The organism is Streptomyces spongiae, assembly GCF_009377185.1.
GTDB classification, from domain to species: Bacteria; Actinomycetota; Actinomycetes; order Streptomycetales; family Streptomycetaceae; genus Streptomyces; species Streptomyces spongiae.
The window spans coordinates 1-20,046 of record NZ_VJZC01000135.1 but is presented as its reverse complement, the minus strand read 5'-3'; the positions used below and the strand labels follow the sequence as shown (position 1 = coordinate 20,046).

Below are 20,046 nucleotides of genomic sequence, written 5' to 3'. Positions count from 1 at the left end.
GGGCAGAGCCCCGAGTGGGGTCGAAGGGGCAGCGCCCCTGGGGATGGGACGGGTAGGGGCGGCGGGGGCGATTTCGTCGTCGGGGTCACGCGACCGCGCCCGGCCAGATCCCCGAGGCATCGTCACGGTACGGACTCGGCAGCCGCACCGGACGCACCGGCACAGGGCGCACCCCCCGGTCGGTGGTGGCCGTCCAGCGCACGGGGCGACCCGAGTAGCACAGGGTCATCAGCACGAACACACCGTCCGCGTACACCTCGACGTACTCACCAACGGTCAGGACCCGCAGTCGCCGGGCAGGCCGTGCGAGTGCCGCGTCCTGCAGCGGGGAGCCCCCGGGCCCGGTCACCCGCACGTTCTTCTCGTCGCAGTGGACCGTGAGCACCGCCCGGTCACCGTCCGCGCGAAGGACGACCTCCGTCGGCCCGGTGAGGTCGACGTCCCCGACCGCGTGCGGAACCGGACGGTCGGTGGCCTCCTCCAGCCACGCGTCCAGCCCGCTCCACCACTCCAGCCGCACCCCACCCGGTTCGACGACCAGCGCCTTGGGCTGGGCGAGCATGCCCCGGCAGAGGTCACCGGAGTCCCGCAGAGCGACCCGACGGGGAGCGGTGTGCAGCACGACCCTGGCACCGTCGGGGGCGGTGACCACCCGGGGCGCGTAGGCACCGGGCGGACCGACCGGGCCCAGGCGCTCCCACGGCCCTTCCAGTCGCGGCGCCGACCACGCCTCGATCCGGTTGGTGGCACCCACGCTCCCGAGCAGCAGCCAGCCGTCCTCCGTACGCTCCAGCACAGGGCACTCCAGCTGGTCGACGTCGCCGGGCGAGACCAGCGGCGGATGCACCTGCCAGTGCGTCAGGTCGGGCGAGGTGGCGTAGCCGACGCAGCCGCTGTCCCGCAAGGGCAGGGACGTGTCACTGGCACAGACGACCATGGCCCAGCCGGTTCCCGCGTCGTCACGGACCACGAACGGGTCGCGCCAGCCCATGTTCTCGCCCGTCCGGTACCAGCGCGGGTCGGCCCGTACCACCGGCCCGGTGCCGTGGCGCCGCCAGGCGGTCCCGTCCCGGCGGTCGGAGAACGCCAGCCCCACGGACTGCAGCGGCCAGCCTCCGGCGGTCAGCCCTTCGACGCCGGTGTAACACATGGCCAGCCCGTCCCCGTACGGAAACGGGTGCATCGTCCACACCGCCTGCTGGTCGAACCGGCCCGGCAGTCCGACGCCGAAGGCGGTGCCCTGCGGTTCCCAGGCCACCAGATCGGCGGAGGTGGCCCGGCCGAACGAGGTCTCCATGCGCAGGTGGTCGAAGCGGTCCGTCCAGGGCCCCTGCAGATGAAGCACGGTGTAGCCGCCCTCGTCGGACAGGACGGCGAAGTCGTTCACGCAGAGGCCGGGCGGTGCGTAGCGCATGCGTGGTTCCCCTCGCTGTGGTGCTGAGCCGTGGTGCTGAGCCGTGGTCCTGACACGCGCGCCGACGCGCACGTCGACGTCTACTGTCGGAGACTTGTCTACACCTAGCATGACATTTACTGACAAACCCTCGGGAGGCTCATCGTGATCGGTCGGAGTCAGCGTCGGCGTCGGCGTCGGATCGTCCGCTGGAGCGTGGCGCTGGTTCTCCCCGTCATGGCTCTCAGCGCGTGCGGCGGAGACGGAGACAGCTCGACGGAAGGCGAAGCCGGCAGCCGCCAGGACGACATCACCGTCTGGGCGCACCAGGGCCAGGCGAGTGAGGCCAAGGCCCTTCAGGACGCCGTCAGTTCCTTCAACAGCTCACAGAACGACGTCACGGCGAGCCTCAAGCTCATCCCCGACGCGGACTACACCAAGACGATCACGGCGACCGACCCGTCGGACCTGCCGGACGTCCTGGAGTTCGACGGCCCGACCATGGCGAACTTCATCTACAACAAGAAGCTCACCCCCATCTCCTCGTTCGTCTCGTCCGACACCGTCGACAACGCCACCGACGGCATCAAGGACCAGGGCACGGCGGACGGGAAGCTCTACGCCCTCGGCATGTACGACTCGGCCCTCGGCCTGTACGGCAACAAGAACCTGCTGGACAACGCCGGAGTGAACTACCCGAAGGGGCTGTCCGACGCGTGGACCGCCGACGAGTTCCTCGACGCGCTGAAGGCGCTGGCGTCCAAGGACTCCGACGGCAAGGTCCTCGACATCCAGGAGGACACCGGCCTCGGCACCGAATGGGGGACGTACGGCTTCTCGCCCATCCTGTGGTCGGCCGGAGGCAAGCTCATCGAGGACAACAAGGCGACCGGTGTGATGGACTCCCCCGACGCGGTCGACGCGTTCGAGAAGTTCCAGTCCTGGAAGCCGTACGTCGACCCGAACACCGGCGGCAACGCGATGACCAGCAGGCGGGTCGCGCTCAGCTGGGTCGGCCACTGGCTCTACCCCACGTACAGCAAGGCCCTGGGTGACGACCTCGTCATCATGCCGCTGCCGGACTTCGGCCTCGGGCCCAAGAGCGGGCAGGGCTCGTGGGCCTGGGGTCTGGGCGCCGAGACCGAGAAAGGCGACGCGGCCGGCAAGTTCCTGGACTTCCTGCTGAACGACAAGAACGTCACCGCGATGACCAACGCCAATGGGGCGCCGCCCGGAACGAAGTCCGTGCTCGCCACCAGTGCGCTGTACAAGGCCGGCGGCCCGCTGCAGCTGTTCGCCGAGCAGCTCGACAAGCCCTGCGGCGACTCGGACATCACGAAGTCCTGCGTGGCCGTCACCCGGCCGGTCACCGCCGGGTACCCGGTGATCACCACCGAGTTCAGTTCCGCGGTGAACGCCATCTGGGGCGGCACCGACCCCAAGTCCGCCCTGTCGAAGGCAGCCCGGGCGATCGACCAGGACTACGCGGACAACGACGACTACCAGCTCAACTGAACGGGTGAGGAAGGCCTGTGACGGCACACCGGGACCGCCGCCCCGACGGCCGGGGCCGGGCATCCGGTGACCGGGGCCGGGCTTCCGGTGACCGGGGCCGGGCTTCCGGTGGCCAGGGCCGGGCACCCGACATCCGGGACCAGGCACCCGACAGCCGGGGCGCACCCCACGGCCGGGATCAGGCACCCGACGGCGAGGACCGAGCCCCCAACAGCCGGGACAGCGCCTCCCACGGCAACGGCCGAGCCCTCCACGGCAACGGCCAAGCCCCGCACGGCAAGGACCAGGCCCCCGATGGCGAGGGTCCGATCCCGGAGGACCGGAACCGGCGTTCTGGTGACCGGGGTCCGCTGCCCCGCAACCGGGGCCGCGAGCTCGGCGGTGGGCACGCGCCGCACGGCGACCGGTGGCGGGGAACCGCCGTCGCGCGGCACTCGGCCGGCTTTCGCCGCCAGGCGCCCGGCGGCGAAAGCCGAGAGCCGCAGGGCGCAAGCCGAAGCCCAGGCGGCCCAAGCCACGGCCCGGGCGACGCGAGCCGAGGCCCAGGCAGCGCAAGCCAAGACCCAGGCAGCGCAACCCACAGCGCGGGCGACGCCAGCCAAGACCCAGGAGGCGGAAACCGAGACCAGGGCGACGCAAGCCGAGACCCAGGAGACGCAAGCCGAGGCCCAGGAGGCGGAAGTCGAGGCCCGGGTGGCGCGAGCCACGGTGCGGGCAGCGCGAGCCTGGGTCCAGGGGGCCGTGAGCCGGTGCACGGGCCGTTGATGGCGGTGGCCGCCGTGCTCGGGCTGATCGGGTTCGTCGGGGTGCCGTTCGTCTACGCGGTGGTGCTGTCCTTCTACAACGTGCGGCTCGGCTCCCCCCGGCCGCCCGAGTTCTTCGGTGTGGAGCAGTACCGGCGGCTGTTCACCGACCCCGACCTGTCGGACGAATTCCTGCGGTCACTGCTGAACAACCTCATCTTCGCCGCCGCCGTCGTGCCGCTGCAGACGGGCCTCGCCCTGGCCCTGGCCGTGCTGCTCAACCGCCGGCTGAAGGGAATCGGCGTGTTCCGTTCCCTCTTCTTCCTGCCCGTGGTCTTCCCGATGGCCCTGGTCGCCGTCATCTGGCGGCTGATCCTCTCCCGCAGTGACCAGGGCATGCTCAACACGGCGCTGTCGTACCTCACCTTCGGCCACTGGACCGCGTACGACTGGATGGGCTCGGCCACCACCGCGATGGCGTCCGTCGTGGTGCTGTCGGTCTGGCAGGGCGTGGGCTTCCAGATGGTCATCCTGCTGGCCGGACTCCAGCAGATCCCGGAGGAGCTGTACGAGGCGGCGAAGATCGACCGGGCCGGCCGCTGGCAGCAGTTCCGCCATGTGACGCTCCCGGGGATCAGGAACACCCTGGTCTTCGTGGCGCTGCTGACGTCGGTGCTGGCCTTCCGCGTCTTCGACCAGATCTACATCCTGATCAAGGGCGGCGGAGGCCTCGACGAGAACGCCACCCGTACCGTCATGTACGAGGCCGTCACGATCGCCTTCGACGCGGGCAACATCGGCAGGGCCTCGGCGATCACGGTGGTCTTCTTCGTCATCGTCGTCACCCTGACGCTCCTGCAGCGCCGCTTCGTGCGCCCCGAGAGCGAGCCGGGGTGAGCGGTGTGAGCGGTGTGAGACCCCGGGGAACGCGCGGCGGGCGGCGGCCGTACGGACGGCTGCGCCGCGTCGGCGACTATCTGGCACTCGGCGTACTCGCCCTGCTGTTCGTGCTGCCCGCCCTGTACCTGGTCATCGGGAGCTTCAAGCCCTCGGACGAGGTGCTGGACGGGTTCGCGGGCCTCGTGCCGACGCACCTGTCCCTCGACAACTACCGGGGAGTGTTCGACAGCCTCTCCTCCGAGAGCACCGGCTACTTCTGGCAGTTCATGACCGTGTCGCTCACCGTGACGACCGTGGTGGTCGTGGGCGGGCTGCTGGTCAACTCGATGGCCGGGTACGCGTTGTCCCGGCTGCGCTGGAGAGGGCGGAACGCCGCGTTCGCCGTCGTACTGCTGCTGATGCTGGTGCCGTTCGAGTCGGTGGCGGTGCCGTTGTTCTATCTGTTCAACGACCATCGGAACACCGTGTACATCCTGGCCCTGCCGTTCATCGCCAACGCCTTCTCGGTCTACCAGTTCCACGCGTTCTTCAGCGGCGTCCCGCGCAGCATCGAGGAGGCGGCCCGGATCGACGGCGCGGGGCCGTGGCGTACGTTCTTCTCGATCGTCCTGCCCATGTCCAAGCCCGTGTTCGCCTCCGTCGCCATCCTGACCTTCCTCATCCAGTGGGGGGCCTTCCTGTGGCCGGTGCTGATGATCTCCGACCCTTCCGTACGGCCGCTGCCGCTGGAGTTGAGTGTGTTCCAGGGGCAGGAGCCCCCGGACTGGGGACAGATCCTGGCGTTCGGTGTCCTGCTCGTCGCTCCGGTTCTGGTGACGTTCGTGGTCTTCCAGCGCTGGTTCGTGCAGGGCGTGGCGAGTTCGGCCGTCAGGGAGTGAAGGGGGTGAAGAGGGTGAGCGGCGGGCCCCTCGGTCAGGCCGTGGGGAGGCACTGCTCGGTCCAGATGATCTTTCCCGTGGGTGTCTGGCGGCTGCCCCAGCGGTCGGTGATCTGACCGACGAGCAGCAGGCCGCGGCCGCCCTCGTCGAAGCTGCGGGCCCGGCGCGGGTGCGGCGCGGCATTGCTGCCGTCGGCGACCTCGCAGATCAGGCACTGGTCCTGGATCAGCCGCAGCCGGATGGGGGCCTCGGCGTGCCGGATGGCGTTGGTCACCAACTCGCTGACGACGAGTTCCGTGGTGAACGTGAGGTCGTCCAGCCCCCAGCGGGCCAGCTGGTCGGACGTCACCTTGCGGGCGTCGCTGACGACGGAGGGCTCCTGGGCCAGGTCCCAGGTGGCGATCCGGTCGGCGTCGAGAGCGCGGGTACGGGCGATGAGCAGGGCGACATCGTCCGTGGGCGGACCGGGCAGCAGCCTCTCCAGCACGGTGTCGCAGATGTCCTCCAGGTCCTGCCCGGGGAGGTGGGACAGGACGCGGCTCAGTGTGTCCAGGTTGCCGGCCTGGGCGTTGATCAGGCCGTCGGTGAAGAGGGCGACCAGGCTGCCCTCGGGCAGGTCCAGCTCCGTGGCCTCGAAGGGCAGACCTCCGACACCGAGCCGGGGACCGGCGGGGACGTCGAGCAGCTCGACCGTGCCGTCGCGCCGGACGAGAGCGGGAGCGGGGCCGCCTGCCCGGGCGATGGAGCAGTGCCGGGTGACGGGGTCGTACACCGCGTACAGGCAGGTGGCGGCCATGTCTCCGGCGGTCTCGGCGGTCCCCTCGGTCTCGGCGGTCCCCTCGGTCTCGGCCGCATCGAGGGCCTGTGAGGTCTCCAGCCCCTCCGGGGTCCCGGCGCGATCGGTCCTCGCGGCATGAGAGGTGGTCCCGGCGCGATCGGTCCCCCCGGTGCGGGTCCCGTCCTCGTCCCGGCCTTCGCGGCCGTCCTCGTCCCGGCCTTCGCCGGCCCCGCTGTTGCTCTCCGCGGCCAGGCGGATGACCAGGTCGTCCAGCTGGGTGAGCAGCTCGCCGGGGGCGAGGTCGACGTCGGCCAGGGTGCGTACGGCGATCCGCAGCCGTCCCATGGCCGCCGACGCCTGGATGCCGTGGCCGACGACGTCTCCGACGACGAGGGCGACGCGGGTGCCGGACAGCGGGATCACGTCGAACCAGTCGCCACCGACGCCGGCCTGGGTGGAGCCGGGCAGATAGCGCGTGGCGACCTCGACGGCCGGCTGCTGCGGCAGCTGTCTCGGGAGCAGGCTGCGCTGCAGGCCCAGTACGGTGTCACGCTCGCGGGTGTAGCGGCGGGCGTTGTCGACGCAGACGGCCGCCCTGGCCACCATCTCGCCGGCCAGGACCAGGTCGTCGGGGGCGAAGGGCTCGGCGCGCCGGCGGGCGAAGACCGCCACGCCGAGCGTGGTGCCGCGGGCCCGTACCGGTATCGACATCACGGAGTGGAAGCCGTAGTCGCGTACCCGGGCGGCCCTGGCGGGGTCCGACCGGGCCCACCGGTCGAAGTCCTCGTCGTCCTTCCCGCTCAGCACGGGCAGCCCGGAGGCCAGGGCGCGGGCAGGCGGCGAGTAGTCCGGGTAGGTGTCCACCGCGCCCAGCTCGACCACGGCCTCGGGGGCGCCCTCGGTCGCGGACCGGTGGGCCACCCGGCGCAGGGAGATCGTGCCCACCACCGGGCCCGAGAGGGGCTCGCCGCCGTGCAGCACGGAGTCGAGCAGGTCGACGCTGACGAAGTCGGCGAACAGCGGGACCGCCATGTCGGCGAGCTCGTCCGCGGTCCGGGCCACGTCCAGGCTGGTGCCGATCCGGGCGTTGGCCTCGTTGAGCACGGCGAGCCGCTGCCGGGCCTCGTACTGCCCGGTGATGTCGCATCCCGCCGTGAACACTCCGTGGATCCTGCCGTCCGGATCCGTCACGGGTGACATGGTGACCGCCCACCAGGTCAGGTTCCCGGTCCCGGACGCCGTCGGGGCGGAGACCTCGTAGCGGACCCCCTGGCCCGTCCGGGCCACGGAGCGCATCGTGTCGGTCACGCGCTCGGAGAAGGCGGGGGCGGAGGGTACGCCCTGCTCCTTGGCGTCGCTGTAGAGGTCCTCGACGACGCGTCCGAGCACCTTGTGCTCGTCGAAGCCGAGCAGGCGCCGTGTCGCCGTGTTCATCCGCAGGATGCGGCCGTCGAGGTCGTAGACCGCCATGGTGAGCGGGGAGCGCGCGAATGCCCACTCCAGGAGCTGCGCGTCGTCGTGGGCGCTCGTGGTCTGCGACTGCGCCGGGGAGTGGACGAGGAACCACTGGGGCTGTCCGTCGGCGGTCGGCGCCGACCATGCCCGCAGGTCCGCCTCCAGGCGGTGGCCGTCCTGGTGGCACAGTGCGACCCGGCCGCTCCAGCTCTGTGACGCGACCGCGTGCCGCAGGGCGGCCGGGGGCGGGTCGGCGGCGAGCAGGAGGGACGCGGGACGGCCGAGCACGTCGGCGGGCGCGTAGCCGAGCAGCTGCCGGGCGCCCTGGTTCCACGCCGTGACGAGGCCGTGTGCGTCGATGGCGGCCACGGCGTCGGTCGGGTGGACGGGGTTCCCTTCCCCGCCCTTCGGTCGCGGAGTGTCACTGCTGGAACGCATCGTCACTCACCTCGCCGCAGGAGACCTGCGACTGTGCTTCTCGGACGAAATGGTTCACCGCCGGAGCCCCGTCTGTCTTCCAGCCTATTGCTCGGGCGGCGGGTGCGGAGGTCCCTCCGTCCTCACCGGGAGGGGGACGGTCAGTGCGGCGCCCACCGCGGGGCCCCAGACCCCGAGTGTCGCGGGCAGGAGGTCCGGCTCGAAGGTGCAGCTGGGACGTTCGGCGAGCACGGCCCTGATCTCGTCCGCCATCCAGGGCAGTACGGCGGACGCGATGTCCCCGCCCACCACCGCGGCCTGCGCGGGGAAGGCGGCCGCCAGGCTGTTCAGGATGACGCCCACGGCGTGTCCGCTCTCGGCGAGCACCTCCCGGGCGATCCGGTCGCCGTCCTCGGCCGCGTCGGTCACCGCCGTCACTCCGGACGGACTCCAGCTGGAGCGGGTCCGGAACCGGCGGACGATGGCCTGGCCGCTGGCGAAGGTCTCCAGGCACCCCCGTCCGCCGCAGCCCGGGCAGGAGGTACCGCCGGGCTCCACGGTCAGGTGGCCGAACTCGCCGAGCCGGTCGTCCGGGCTCGCCAGGATCCGCCCCTCGAAGGCGTAGGCACCGCCCACGCCACCTCTGTGCAACATGATGAACAGGACGTTCTCCAGGCCTTTCGCCGCGCCCATCGCGAGTTCGCCGTGGCCGAACGCACGGGCGTCGTTGAGGATCTCGGTCGGGCATCCGACGCGGTACGCCAGCTCGTCCCGCAGCGGGTAGCCGGCCCACGGACCGACGAGGTTCATGCTGCCCTCGCCGACCGCGCCGGTCGTGCGATTCAGGTCGCCCGGGACGGCCACCCCCAGCCGGTCCGGGCGGTGACCGCGGGTCGTCCTGGCCACGGCGTCGATCGCGTGCAGGAGGCCCGCCCGAGGAGTCTCGGTGCTGCCCTTCTGCTCGATCGAGTCCCCGACGATCAGCGCCCATCTCAATTCGTCGACACCCATCTCGACGCCGAGCAGACGCTTCACCACGGGCTCCCCTCTGGCAGCACCCAGAAACCCGAATTTTTTTATTATTACCCGACATATAGGTTGATAATCAGGTACACGAGCTCGGGTATCCGGTGCAGGGAGGTGACGGGTGACCTTCCCACCCCATGCTTCCGGCATATCGGCGCGCGGACCCGGCCCTCCCCTCAGCGCGCCGGAACCCCCGCTGCTCGTACCGAACGCCGTGGTCGTCGTCCTGAACGCCACCGGGCACATCACCCTGTGGAGCCGGTCGGTCGAGGACCTGCTGGGCTGGACGCGCGAGGACGTACTGGGCCGCCGCTTCGACCGGCTCATGGACGCCGGCGGCACCGACGCGGAAGCACCCGAGGACATCCTCGCCAAGCTGCTGGGCTCCGAGAGCTGGAGCGGCGTCCTGCCCCTGCTCCACCGCGACGGCCACCCCGTCCACACCCGCGTCCAGGCGTCCCTCCTCGTCGACGGCGACGGCAGGGCGTTCGTCCACGCGTCACTCGCCGAGGAGAGCCCGCCGTCCCCGGGGGAGCCCGGCCGGACCGCGCTGGAGTCGCTCTTCGAGTCGTCCCCGCTGGGCGTCGCGATCTTCGACACGGACCTGAGGTGCATCCGGGCGAACGAGGCACTGGCCCGGCTCGACCACCGTCCACTGCGCAGCCACCTGGGCCGCACCGTGGACGAGGTGATCGCCGGGCCCGTCGGCCACCGGATCCTGGAGTTGCAGCGGCAGGTGCTCAGAACCGGCATGCCCGTGCTGGACGTGACCCTCCCCGGGCCGGAGGGGCAGGGATTTCGCTCCGTGTCCTGCAGCCGGCTGGAGGACACCAGCCACCGGGTGACAGGCATCGGCTGCACCGTCATGGACGTCACCGAACGCCGCCGGATCGCCCGGCAGAACGAAGTCGTCCGCGCCCGCCTCACCCTGCTCAACGACCTCGGCTCGCGCGTCGCCGGGCTGCTCGACATCCCGGCGATCGCCGAGCGCCTGGCCGACACCCTGGTCCCCGCGTTCGGCGACTACGCCGGCGTCGTCCTGCTCGAATCGGTGGTGACCGAAGGCGAGCTCCCCCGCCACGCGCCCACCCACCGCACTCCCCTGGTCCAGCTGGGCGTCGCCTGCGTGGACCCCAACCCCCTGACCGAACGCATGCTGCGGATCGGCCAGTCGGTGAGCCTCGCGGAGCACTCGGCCGCCGGCGAGGCCCTGCGGACCGGCACCCCGCATCTCCTCGGCTCACCCGAGCGGGTGCGGTCCGCCACCTACCCGGGCGACCCCAAGACCCGGGCCGCCCTGGATCTGGGCGTGCACTCGATGATGCTGCTTCCGCTGCGCGCCGCTGACGTCGTGCTCGGCCTGCTCGTGGTCTACCGGGCGAACGACAGCCCGCCGTTCGACACGGACGACCTCGCCTTCGCCATGAGGCTGGCCGACCGTGCCGGCACCTCACTGGACAACGCCCGGCTCTACGCACGAGAGCGCGAGGGTGCGCTCATGCTGCAGCGCGCCCTCATGCCCCAGCACGTCCCCGAACCGCCCGGGGTGCACATCGCGTTCCGGTACGTCCCCGCCAGTACGGGCAACGAGGCCGGCGGCGACTGGTTCGACGTCACCCAACTCGCCGGGGGCCGGGTGGCTCTGATCATCGGTGACGTCACGGGCCACGGGCTGCGCGCCGCCGCCACGATGGGCCTGCTGCGCACCGCCGTACGCACCCTGTCCGTCCTCGACCTGCCTCCGGCCCAGCTCCTGCAGCACATCGACGACATCGCCACCGACCTGACCCACGACCCGGACGAGGCGCTCATGGCCACCTGCGCCTACGCCGTGTACGACCCCTCGCTCCGGCACTGCGTCATCGCGCGGGCGGGACACGTACCGCCCCTGCTCGTCGAGCCGGAACCCGAGGGGGGCGGCGCCCGTACGGTCCGCGTGATCGACGTGCCGTCCGGGGCCCCGCTCGGCGTCGGCGGAGTGGCGTTCGAGGAGGTGGGATTCGACGTGTCGGAAGGGTCGGTACTCGCCCTCTACACCGACGGTCTCATCGAGACCCGCGGCGAGGACATCGGCACGGGACTGGAACGCCTCCGCTCACAACTGACCGAGCCGTACGCCTCGTTGGAGGAGGCGTGCGACGGCATGCTGAGCATTCTCGAACCGGAGACCGAGCGGGACGACGTGGCACTGCTCCTGGCGCAGCTGGTGAGCTTCCCCGACGCGCCGGCACGCTCCTGAGCAACTGGTCCACGCGGTCCTGCCGTCAGGAGCACGAGCGACGAAGGCCGAACTGTGGTCTTTACGGCTGCCGACAGGGGCCCGCACCATCAGTCCGACGCCCCGGCTCACACCTCACCCACCGCACGAACCACCACACCCCCGGAACGACACGATCGGAAAGGCGGTGCCGGACATGCGGCAACGGCGCACAGGCAAGCCGAACGGCTCGGATCGGGCGGCCGCCCGCTTACGGAGGCGCACCCTTCTGGGGGCGCTCGGGGCCGCCGCCACCTGGGGTGTCGTGGCCCCACCCAGCCGGGCGGCCGCCTTGCCGTCGGCGCCCGTGATGCTCTCTCGGCAGGACTGGGGCGCCGACGAGTCACTGCGTTTCGCCGCCGACGGGACCGAGGTCTGGCCGACGGCTTACTACCCCGTGCAGACACTGACCGTGCACCACACGGCGGACGGCAGCACGAATCCCGACCCCGCGGCGGTGGTCCGCTCGATCTACCGCAACCAGGCCGTCGGCGAGGGCTGGGGCGACATCGGCTACCATTACCTCATCGACGCGAGCGGTCGGGTGTACGAGGGTCGCTGGTCCGGCACCGACGGGATCTTCGGACACGATTCCACGGGGCGCCTCATGGTCAACGGCGCGCACGTCGGCGGATACAACGCCGGGAACCTCGGGATCGCCCTCCTGGGCACACTCACCAGCACCCCGGCGACGAGCGCCGCCCGGACCGCCCTGATCCAGCTCCTGACCGACCTGACCCGGCGACACGCCATCAACCCGCTAGGCAGCGTGACCTACCGCAATCCGGTCAGCGGCGCCACCCGCACCGTGCCCGCCATCAGCGGCCACCGCGACTGGGCGGCGACGGAGTGCCCCGGCACGGTGCACACCGACCTGCCCGCCGTCCGGACCGCGGTCGCCGACGCCCTCGGGGGGTGAGGCGTGGAGCCTCCGCCCCTTCGGCCACCGCTCACGGCACAGTGGGGACATGAACGCAGACGACGGGAACATCCTCGCCCGCGGACGTGTGGCGACGAGGCTTCCAGCCCAGGACCTGGACCGGGCACGGCGTTTCTACGCCGAGCAGCTCGGTCTGGAGCCTGTCGACGAGCGGCCCGGTGGGCTGTTGTACCGATGCGGAGGTACGGAGTTCGCCCTGTTCCGGTCGACGGGAGCCTCGCCCGGCACCTTCACCCAGATGGGGTGGGTGGTCGACGACATCGAGACGCTGGTGTCGGAGCTCAGGCGGCGCGGCGTCATGTTCGAAGAGGTCGACGTACCCGGCCTCCGAACGAAGAACGGCATCGCCGACATCGAGGGGAACTACCCGAGCAAGGGCGCTCGGGGAGAACGCGCCGCCTGGTTCCGTGACAGCGAGGGGAACCTGATCGGCATCGGCGAGCCGGTCGTCTGAGGAGAGCACCCGGTCGGCGTCCGGCCCCGCGAATCCGCCCCCGGCTCAGACGCGCCAGCGGTGGGAGTACCCCTCCCTCAACGGTCCGCCGAGCAGGTCGAGCACCTGCTCCGCCGCGGTCGCCAACGGCACGGGGTCGGCGCGTTCGGCCACCGCCCGATGACCGTCCAGCAGAGACCTGCCCCGCTCCGGGTCCGCGGTCAGCAGTCTGCGCGGAAGCCATTTGCCGATGCCCGTCCACGCGCCGTGGTGGGCGGTGAGCAGGTGTGCGGCCTCGCGCAGGGTGTGGTCGGCGAGGGAAAGCTGTTCGTACCGGTCGGCGGGCGGGGTGTCGACCAGGTCGTCCATGGAGCAGGTGAGCGCGTATCGGCCGTGCTCCCGCTCCGCCGGGGTCAGCTCCGGAGGACCCGCCGCGAGCACCGCCCGCGCCCGGTCGCGGGTACGGGCCAGGTGACCGTGCGGGTCGGTCAGCGGCAGACCCTCGGCGTGGATGAACAGGACGGTCCCGCGGCGACGGGCCCGGTCCCACTCGAAGAACTCGGGCACGTCCGCGAGGGTGTTCAGGAACAACTCGGCCAGGCGACCGTCATGGCGGATGACCTCCCGGCGGCTGCTGTCCGAGTCCGGCAGGAGGACGGCCACGTCCAGGTCGCTGGTCGGGGTGGCGCGGCCCTGGGCGGCCGAGCCACCGAGGGCGGCGCCCAGAGCGTGCGGGAAGCGGGTCGTCACCAGGCGCAGAGCTTGAGCGGCGGCGGTTTCCTGTTCCTTCATGAGGGTTCTTCTCCCCGGCCGGGAGCGCCTAGTCCTGGTCCTCGATGATGTCGCCCGCCCGACGGACCGCGTCGCGGTTCCAGTCGCGCTGTTCCTCCAGCTTCGTCCGGTTCTTGGCGATGAGCCGTTGCTGGACGCGTACGTCGATGGCGTGCACCGTGCGGACGTAGCCGGTTCGCTGCTTGCAGCGGGCGTCGGCGGTCGCGGTCTTCTTCTCGAGGGCGGACGGCTCGTCGGGGTCGTACCCCGGTGTGTTCAGCTGCTCTTCCAGCTCCTGGCGGTCGCGGTCGCGGCCGGTCGCGGCGTCCTCGGGGGTGGCGTAGCGATAACCCGCCTTCCGCATACAGTCCGACCACGCCTTGTCCGCCTTGTTCCAGGCAGTGTCCCGCTTGCCCTGCCGGAGGCTCTCGGACTCCAGGTCCAGGACGGGGTCGATGCGGTCCTGGAGGTTCGACCCGTAGATCTCACGGTCCGCCTCACCGAGACAGCCACGTTTCGGGATCCGGTGGCCGCGCACGCTCTTCGGATCGTCCCCGACGAACTCGCCGGTGAGCGCGAGGTATTCGGACAGGGTCCACTTCTTGTCCGGGTACGTGCGCTCGTAGTCGGCCCGTGCCACCTCATAGCCGTACCGCGCGGCCTTCCCGGCGTCCTGGACGCCGTAGCGGAGGTCGCCCGACGTGTGGTAGGCGATGAGCACCGCCACGCCGGTGCCGGAGGGGCGTTGGGGCCAGGCGGGTACGGGGTCGGTGGCGAGGTTCTTCAGGCTGTCGAACCCGAGCCGGGCCATGCACTCCTTGGCGAGCGTCCACCGGGCCCTGCCGATCGTACGCCCGTCGTCTTCGGAGATGTCGTACGCGGCGAGCGGCTGGAACCGCGGATCGTCCGACGAGGTGGGACGTGCGGGGGACTCGGGCGGGTCGGCCTGCTGCCCGCACGCCGTGAGGGCGAGACCCGAGGCAAGGACCAGTAAGAGGGGGACGGCTCTGCGCATCGGGCCACCCCATCAGGCCCCGGCGCACCCGACCGTGGCGGAGGCCACAGTTCCGGGTCACAGCCGGGTCACAGGTCGGTCTGACGTATGGACCGACACCTCTGGCTCGGCGGCGAGTTGACGCGGCATCATCACTCGAAGCGCGCGATGTGACGCGAGAAGACCACTGATCCCAGGGAGACAGCACGTGATCACCGGATACGTCCTCGGCGAAAGTCTCCGCCCCGGCGCGGTGTTCCAGCCGCACGGACCGCGGCTGTGGTTGCGCGGGGTCAGCCGGCTCGACCTCTCGGAGAGCGCGACCGCCGCACAACCCAAGGCGTGGACGTTGGTCGAGTGGGAGACCGACAGCGACGACGTCGCGGGGCTCGCGGACGCGCTGGCTAAGGCGCTGGAGCCGGAGAACGGCTGGTACGCGGACTTCACCGCCGGAGACGAACGCGTGGTGGTCTTCGCGGGGAGGATCTTCCGCTATCGGCGCGGCGACGAGGCGGGCCGCGCCGAAGCGATCGCGTACGGACGGTCGGTGGGCACTCCGGAGCATCAGCTCGACTGGAAGGAGTGACCCCTGCGGCGCCATTCCTCGGCGAGCAGTTCGTAGGAACGGACCCGGTCCACGTGGTCGTGGGTGATCGTCGTGATGAGCAACTCGTCGGCGTCCGTGGCCTCCTGGAGCTGTTCCAGCTGATCGGCCACCCTGCCCGGCGAGCCGGCGAACTGCGTGTCGAGGCGGTCCTGGACCAGGGCCCGGTCCTCGTCCGTCCACGCGTGGGCGCGCGCCTCCTGCGGCATCGGGAACGCGATGGCGCCCTCGGCGGTACGGATGCTGCGGACCCACGGGCCGTAACCGGCGGCGAGTTCGCGGGCGGTGGCGTCGTCCTCGGCTACGACGACGTCCGCCGACACGCTGACGTGCGGCTTGTCGAGGAACTCGGAGGGCTGGAAGAAGGCCCGGTAGCCCTCCACCGCGTCCAGGACCGTGGCCGGGCTGACGTGGTAGTTCGCGGCGAAGCGCAGCCCCCGCGCGCCCGCGACCTCGGCGCTCTGACCGCCGCTGCTGCCCAGGATCCACACCTCCACGTCGGCGCCCTCTCCCGGGACGACGTGCGCCTCGACGCCCTCCGGGGTGCGGTAGGTGCCCGCCAGCAGGGCCAGGAGGTCGTCGATCTGCTCGGCGTAGTCCTGCGACTCGGCGTTCGGCAGCAGGAGCAGCTCGCGTTGCAGCGCGAGGCGGGGCGAGCGGAGCACGTGCTCGAAGGAGAAGCGGGGCGGGATGAGCAGACCGTTGGGGGCGCGGCCGTCGACGACCCGGGTGGCGGTCGGCGGCGGCGCCGCCTTCTCTCCCGGGGGCCGCCCGCCGGAGCGCCCCAGGCCGAGGTCGAACCGGCCGGGGTGCAGCGCGTCGAGCAGGCCGAACTCCTCCACCGTGGACAGCGCCGTACGGTGTCCGAGCTGTACGGCCCCGGAGCCGAGCCGGATGGTGGAGGTGGCGGAGGCGGTCAGGGCGAGGACGACGGCAGGGGACGTACCGGCGACACCCGGGTTCAGGTGGTGCTCGGCGACCCAGTAGCGGGCGTATCCGAAACGCTCGGCCTGCCGGGCGAGGTCGATGGAGTTGCGCAGGGCCTCGCTCGCGTCGGAGCCCGACGGGATCGGGACCAGGTCGAGGACGCCGAGGGGGATGTCAGGCATGGGCGGGCTCCTCCCGTACGGGTCCCCAGAGGAAGGGCGGGTCCGGGATGTCGCGCCGCAGCACCGGGGCGACCTCGGCCTGGAAGAGTTCCAGCGAGTCCCGGTGCTGAGCGTCGGTCAACCCGCCCGCGTCGGCGTGCAGATGCAGGACCGTGTGCCCGAACTGCTCGTGGTAGCGGCGCACTTTCTCGATGATCTGCCGCGGGCTGCCGATGAGCGCGGAGCTGCGCTCGACGAAGTCCTCCACGGTCTCGAAGACCACCGGCAGGCCGGCCTGTTTCTGGAACGCCAGATTGGCCTCGAAGATCGGCCGGTACACCTTCAGCGCCTCCTGGGACGTGGGGGTCACCAGGAGCCCGGCCGTGCCGGCGCCGACCGCGATGCGGGCCGGGTCGTGGCCGTAGAAGTCCCAGCGCTCGCGGTAGTGCCGGATCAACTCGGCGTACGGCTCGATGGGGTGGGTGACGTTCGCCGAGAACAGCGGGTCGCCGTACCGTGCGGCCAGGTCCACCGACTCCTTGCTGGTCGCGCTGCCGTGCCAGACCCGGATCGGCTGCTGGTACGGCCGCGGCCACACCTCGGCGTCCTTCAGCGGCGGCCGGAAGCGGGTCTCGGCGGTCACCTTGTCCTGCCGCCAGATCCGCCGGAACACCTCGTAGCTCTCGGCGTTGCGGTCCCACTGGTCCTCGGGCGTGACGTGGAACAGGTCGCGTTGGGCGGCCCCGTTGCCCTTGCCGATGATCAGCTCCAGCCGGCCCTCGGAGAGGTGGTCCAGGGTCGCGTAGTCCTCGTAGGCGCGCACCGGGTCCAGCAGACTGAGTGTCGTCACCGCGGTGAACAGACGGATCCGCCGGGTCAGCGCGGCGATGTGACTGAGCACGACCGTCGGCGAGGAGGAGATGAACGGCCGCTCGTGCCGCTCCCCCACGCCGAAGCCGTCGAAGCCCAGCTCCTCGGCACGCACGGCGTTGGCAAGGACCTCGCGGAACCGGTCGCTGGTGGACTTCCGCACGCCGGTGACCGGATCGGGCCGGTGCACGATCAGGGTGATGGCGAGGAACTTCACGACGCCGCCCGCTGCTCGCGGAGGTCGTCGGGGTGGGCGAGGCCGAGGTGGTCGCGCAGGGTGGAGCCCTCGTACTCCGTGCGGAACACGCCCTGTTCCTGGAGCAGCGGGACGACCTTGTCGGCGAAGACGTCGAGGCCGCCCGGCGTGATGTGCGGGACGAGGATGAAGCCGTCGGAGGCGTCGGCCTGGACGAAGTCGTTGATGGTCCGGGCGACCGTCTCCGGGGAGCCGACGAAGTTCTGGCGGTTGCCCGTGTTGATGACCAGGTCGCGGATGGACCAGTTGTGGGCGGCGGCAAGCTCGCGCCACTCGCGGGCGACGGCCAGCGGGTCTCGGTACATGCGGACCTGGGCGCGGCCCTTGGCGATGTGGTGGTCGCTGACGTCCGGGTCGATGTCGGGCAGCGGGCCCTCCGGGTCGTACCCGGACAGGTCCCGGTTCCACACGAACTCCAGGTGCTTGAGGGCGGTGGCTCCGCTGACCTGTTGGCGGCGCACCTCCCCCGCGAGTTCCTCCGCCTCCGCGTCGGTGTCACCGAGGACGAAGGTCGCGGCGGGCAGGATCAGCAACTGGTCGGCACGACGGCCGTACTTGGCCAGGCGGCTCTTGACGTCCGTGTAGAAGTCCTGGCCCTCCTTCAGGGTGGCGTACCGGCTGAAGATCGCGTCCGCGTCGGAGGCGGCGAACTCGCGGCCCTCCTCGGAGTCGCCCGCCTGGAAGACGACCGGGCGGCCCTGCGGGGAGCGGGGCACGTTGAACTGACCCTGGATGTCGAAGTGTTGCCCGGTGTGGACGAAGGCACCCGCCTTCGCGTCGCGCAGGAAGGTGCCGGTGGCCCGGTCGGCGAGGATCTCGTCGCCGTGCCAGGAGTCGAAGAGTTCGTTCGCCGTGGCCAGGAACTCCTTGGCGCGTGAGTAGCGCTCCTCCTGCGGGAGGAAGCCGCCTCGGCGGAAGTTCTCGCCGGTGAAGGCGTCCCAGGAGGTGACCACGTTCCAGGCGGCGCGGCCTGCGGAGAGGTGGTCGAGGCTGGCGAACTGGCGGGCGACCTCGTAGGGCTCGTTGAAGGTGGAGTTGATGGTGCCGGTCAGGCCGAGGTGCTCGGTGACGGCGGCGAGCGCGGCGAGGACGGTGAAGGTGTCGGGGCGGCCGACGACGTCCAGGTCGTATATCTCGCCGCCCTGTTCGCGGAGCCTGAGCCCTTCGGCGAGGAAGAGGAAGTCGAACCTGGCGCGTTCGGCGGTGCGCGCGAAGTGGGCGAACGAGCTGAACTCGATGTGACTGCCGGCCTCGGGGTCGCTCCACACGGTGGTGTTGTTGACGCCGGGGAAGTGCGCGGCCAGGTGGATCTGCTTCTGGGGCTTGCTCATGTCGTACGGTCCCTCCGGCTCAGGCGGTGGCAGCGGAAGTGGCAGCGGCGTAGCGGTTCGCGGGGCGGGTCAGGCCCAGCAGTCCGCGCAGGGTGTCGGCCTCGTAGGCGCGGCGGAAGGCGCCCCGGCGCTGGAGTTCGGGGACCAGGCCCCGGGTGATCGCGGGGAGGTCGTGACCGAGTACGGCGGGACGCAGCCGGAAGCCGCTGAGCCCGGCGGACCGCAACTCCTGTAGGAGATTCGCGAGTTGGGAGGGCGTGCCGGTGAAGACTCGGGCGTCGCTCGGGTACGGCTCTCCCGCGAGGGTGTCGAGACGTTCCCGGCGGGCCGCGGCCTCGGCCGGGTCGTCGTCGAGGAAGACCACCAGGTCGCCGAAGACGTGCAGGGTCTGGTCGGCGCGGCCGGCGGTCTCCTGCTCGGCGCGGATCTCCGCGACGATCGCGCGGGCCTCGTCGGTGTCGTGCGGGGTGACGTAGCCGACGTCGGCCTGGCGGGCCACCAGCCGGTAGGGGACGGTCTGGTGGGCGAGGGCGGTGACGACGGGCTGGCCCTGCGGAGGGCGCGGGGTGATGGAGGGGCCCTTGACGCTGAAGTGCCCGCCCTGGAAGTCGATGTAGTGGAGCTTGTCGCGGTCGATGAAACGGCCGGTGGCGGCGTCCCGGATCTCCGCGTCGTCCTCCCAGCTGTCCCAGAGCCTGCGCACCACCTCCACGTAGTCGGCGGCCTCGTCGAAGAGGTCGGTGACCACGGGGCTGTCGTAGGTGTCGATGCGCGGGATCGTGCGGCGGCCGAAGTGGTCGGCCTCGTTCGGGCGTGCGGTGATCTGCACACGCAGACCGGCCCGGCCGGTGCTCACATAGTCCAGGGTGGCGATGGCCTTGGAGATGTGGAACGGCTCCGTGTGGGTGGCCACGGTGGTCGGGACCAGACCTATGTGCCGGGTGAGGGGGGCGATGCGCGCGGCGACGAGTACGGCGTCCAGCCGGCCGCGGACCTGGTCGGTGCGGCCGTCGAGTTCGAGGAAGTGGGAGGACTGCTGGCCGAGACCGTCCTCGAAGGTCACGAAGTCGAGCAGCCCGCGCTCGGCCTCGGCGACCAGATCGGCCCAGTATCCGGCGGTGAACAGGTCACGGGGGCGGGCGACCGGCTCGCGCCAGGAGGCGGGGTGCCAGCCGGTGCCGTCGAGGGCGACGGCGAGGTGCAGCGGAGACGGGGGTGCTGAGGACACGGGTGTGCCTTCCTGGAGGTCCGTACGGGAGCGCCGGCCCACGCGCGAACGGGGGTGGGGCACGGCGGATGAAGGGAACCGGTCAGGAACAACAGAGCGCGCCGGCCACGCGCTGGAGATCGATGTGCGGCCGGGAGTGGAGGCGGATTCGGCGGCGGGGGTTCAGGGC

17 protein-coding genes are annotated in these 20,046 nt (G+C 71.3%); 7 read left to right on the top strand and 10 right to left on the bottom strand.

The features are described 5' to 3' along the window. Nucleotides 1-85: 85 nt before the first annotated feature. Nucleotides 86-1,414, bottom strand: coding sequence for a glycoside hydrolase family protein (locus FNH08_RS20040; RefSeq protein WP_152772866.1), 1,329 nt, complete (start codon nt 1,412-1,414; stop codon nt 86-88). 195 nt (nt 1,415-1,609) lie between these two features. Between FNH08_RS20040 and FNH08_RS20035 the strand changes: the two genes are divergently transcribed. The 3 genes from FNH08_RS20035 to FNH08_RS20025 all read left to right on the top strand — a co-directional run bounded on the left by FNH08_RS20035 (nt 1,610) and on the right by FNH08_RS20025 (nt 5,429). Continuing rightward, nucleotides 1,610-2,908, top strand: a complete 1,299-nt coding sequence (locus FNH08_RS20035) for a sugar ABC transporter substrate-binding protein (protein WP_322724903.1) — start codon at nt 1,610-1,612, stop codon at nt 2,906-2,908. A 749-nt stretch (nt 2,909-3,657) separates the two neighbouring features. Then, the gene (locus FNH08_RS20030; protein ID WP_322724902.1) at nt 3,658-4,548 is read left to right on the top strand and encodes a carbohydrate ABC transporter permease; all 891 of its coding nucleotides are present in this window, start codon (nt 3,658-3,660) and stop codon (nt 4,546-4,548) included. 5 nt (nt 4,549-4,553) lie between these two features. Beyond that, nucleotides 4,554-5,429 carry a carbohydrate ABC transporter permease gene (locus FNH08_RS20025; RefSeq protein ID WP_322724901.1) on the top strand — a complete coding sequence of 292 codons (876 nt, stop codon included), beginning with the start codon at nt 4,554-4,556 and terminating at the stop codon, nt 5,427-5,429. Between the two features lie 34 nt (nt 5,430-5,463). Here the strand turns inward: FNH08_RS20025 and FNH08_RS20020 are convergent, their stop codons facing one another. Continuing rightward, nucleotides 5,464-8,100 carry a SpoIIE family protein phosphatase gene (locus FNH08_RS20020; protein ID WP_152772865.1) on the bottom strand — a complete coding sequence of 879 codons (2,637 nt, stop codon included), beginning with the start codon at nt 8,098-8,100 and terminating at the stop codon, nt 5,464-5,466. A gap of 84 nt (nt 8,101-8,184) precedes the next feature. Further along, complete coding sequence (locus FNH08_RS20015; protein ID WP_194238545.1) at nt 8,185-9,117, bottom strand: ROK family protein; 933 nt, start codon at nt 9,115-9,117, stop codon at nt 8,185-8,187. 109 nt (nt 9,118-9,226) lie between these two features. Between FNH08_RS20015 and FNH08_RS20010 the strand changes: the two genes are divergently transcribed. The 3 genes from FNH08_RS20010 to FNH08_RS20000 all read left to right on the top strand — a co-directional run bounded on the left by FNH08_RS20010 (nt 9,227) and on the right by FNH08_RS20000 (nt 12,756). Then, a complete protein-coding gene (locus FNH08_RS20010) occupies nt 9,227-11,344 on the top strand; it encodes a SpoIIE family protein phosphatase (protein WP_152772863.1) in 2,118 nt (705 codons plus the stop codon). 175 nt (nt 11,345-11,519) lie between these two features. After that, the gene (locus tag FNH08_RS20005; protein ID WP_152772862.1) at nt 11,520-12,281 is read left to right on the top strand and encodes a peptidoglycan recognition protein family protein; all 762 of its coding nucleotides are present in this window, start codon (nt 11,520-11,522) and stop codon (nt 12,279-12,281) included. A 49-nt stretch (nt 12,282-12,330) separates the two neighbouring features. Next, a complete protein-coding gene (locus FNH08_RS20000; protein ID WP_152772861.1) occupies nt 12,331-12,756 on the top strand; it encodes a VOC family protein in 426 nt (141 codons plus the stop codon). A 45-nt stretch (nt 12,757-12,801) separates the two neighbouring features. Here FNH08_RS20000 and FNH08_RS19995 read toward each other — a convergent pair whose 3' ends face one another. Both FNH08_RS19995 and FNH08_RS19990 read right to left on the bottom strand, forming a co-directional pair. Beyond that, nucleotides 12,802-13,527 (bottom strand): nucleotidyltransferase domain-containing protein, encoded by a 726-nt coding sequence (locus FNH08_RS19995; RefSeq protein WP_152772860.1) that lies wholly within the window; start codon nt 13,525-13,527, stop codon nt 12,802-12,804. A gap of 28 nt (nt 13,528-13,555) precedes the next feature. Beyond that, entirely contained in the window at nt 13,556-14,521 is a 966-nt protein-coding gene (locus tag FNH08_RS19990) for an LptM family lipoprotein (protein ID WP_152772859.1), read from the bottom strand. 187 nt (nt 14,522-14,708) lie between these two features. Between FNH08_RS19990 and FNH08_RS19985 the strand changes: the two genes are divergently transcribed. Beyond that, a complete protein-coding gene (locus FNH08_RS19985; RefSeq protein WP_228034240.1) occupies nt 14,709-15,086 on the top strand; it encodes a hypothetical protein in 378 nt (125 codons plus the stop codon). On the opposite strand, the gene FNH08_RS19980 is transcribed toward FNH08_RS19985, so the two are convergent. The 5 genes from FNH08_RS19980 to FNH08_RS53565 all read right to left on the bottom strand — a co-directional run bounded on the left by FNH08_RS19980 (nt 15,065) and on the right by FNH08_RS53565 (nt 20,025). Next, nucleotides 15,065-16,213, bottom strand: coding sequence for an LLM class flavin-dependent oxidoreductase (locus FNH08_RS19980; RefSeq protein ID WP_152772857.1), 1,149 nt, complete (start codon nt 16,211-16,213; stop codon nt 15,065-15,067). The genes FNH08_RS19985 and FNH08_RS19980 overlap by 22 nt on opposite strands. Beyond that, nucleotides 16,206-17,279: an LLM class flavin-dependent oxidoreductase gene (locus FNH08_RS19975; protein ID WP_322724898.1), complete on the bottom strand. Its 1,074-nt coding sequence runs from the start codon at nt 17,277-17,279 to the stop codon at nt 16,206-16,208. Before FNH08_RS19975 ends, FNH08_RS19980 begins: the two co-directional genes overlap by 8 nt. Continuing rightward, the gene (locus FNH08_RS19970; protein WP_152772856.1) at nt 17,276-18,649 is read right to left on the bottom strand and encodes an NtaA/DmoA family FMN-dependent monooxygenase; all 1,374 of its coding nucleotides are present in this window, start codon (nt 18,647-18,649) and stop codon (nt 17,276-17,278) included. Before FNH08_RS19970 ends, FNH08_RS19975 begins: the two co-directional genes overlap by 4 nt. 19 nt (nt 18,650-18,668) lie before the next feature. Beyond that, complete coding sequence (locus FNH08_RS19965) at nt 18,669-19,877, bottom strand: LLM class flavin-dependent oxidoreductase (RefSeq protein WP_322724896.1); 1,209 nt, start codon at nt 19,875-19,877, stop codon at nt 18,669-18,671. A gap of 82 nt (nt 19,878-19,959) precedes the next feature. Continuing rightward, nucleotides 19,960-20,025: a putative leader peptide gene (locus FNH08_RS53565; RefSeq protein WP_322724904.1), complete on the bottom strand. Its 66-nt coding sequence runs from the start codon at nt 20,023-20,025 to the stop codon at nt 19,960-19,962. Nucleotides 20,026-20,046 lie beyond the last annotated feature (21 nt).

What these genes read in the sequence shown, in the direction of transcription:
- FNH08_RS20040 (WP_152772866.1), bottom strand. Translation starts at nt 1,414, where the DNA reads ATGCGCTACGCACCGCCCGGCCTCTGCGTGAACGACTTCGCCGTCCTG.
- FNH08_RS20020 (WP_152772865.1), bottom strand. Translation starts at nt 8,100, where the DNA reads ATGCGTTCCAGCAGTGACACTCCGCGACCGAAGGGCGGGGAAGGGAAC.
- FNH08_RS20005 (WP_152772862.1), top strand. Translation starts at nt 11,520, where the DNA reads ATGCGGCAACGGCGCACAGGCAAGCCGAACGGCTCGGATCGGGCGGCC.
- FNH08_RS20000 (WP_152772861.1), top strand. Translation starts at nt 12,331, where the DNA reads ATGAACGCAGACGACGGGAACATCCTCGCCCGCGGACGTGTGGCGACG.
- FNH08_RS19995 (WP_152772860.1), bottom strand. Translation starts at nt 13,527, where the DNA reads ATGAAGGAACAGGAAACCGCCGCCGCTCAAGCTCTGCGCCTGGTGACG.
- FNH08_RS19990 (WP_152772859.1), bottom strand. Translation starts at nt 14,521, where the DNA reads ATGCGCAGAGCCGTCCCCCTCTTACTGGTCCTTGCCTCGGGTCTCGCC.
- FNH08_RS19980 (WP_152772857.1), bottom strand. Translation starts at nt 16,213, where the DNA reads ATGCCTGACATCCCCCTCGGCGTCCTCGACCTGGTCCCGATCCCGTCG.
- FNH08_RS19970 (WP_152772856.1), bottom strand. Translation starts at nt 18,649, where the DNA reads ATGAGCAAGCCCCAGAAGCAGATCCACCTGGCCGCGCACTTCCCCGGC.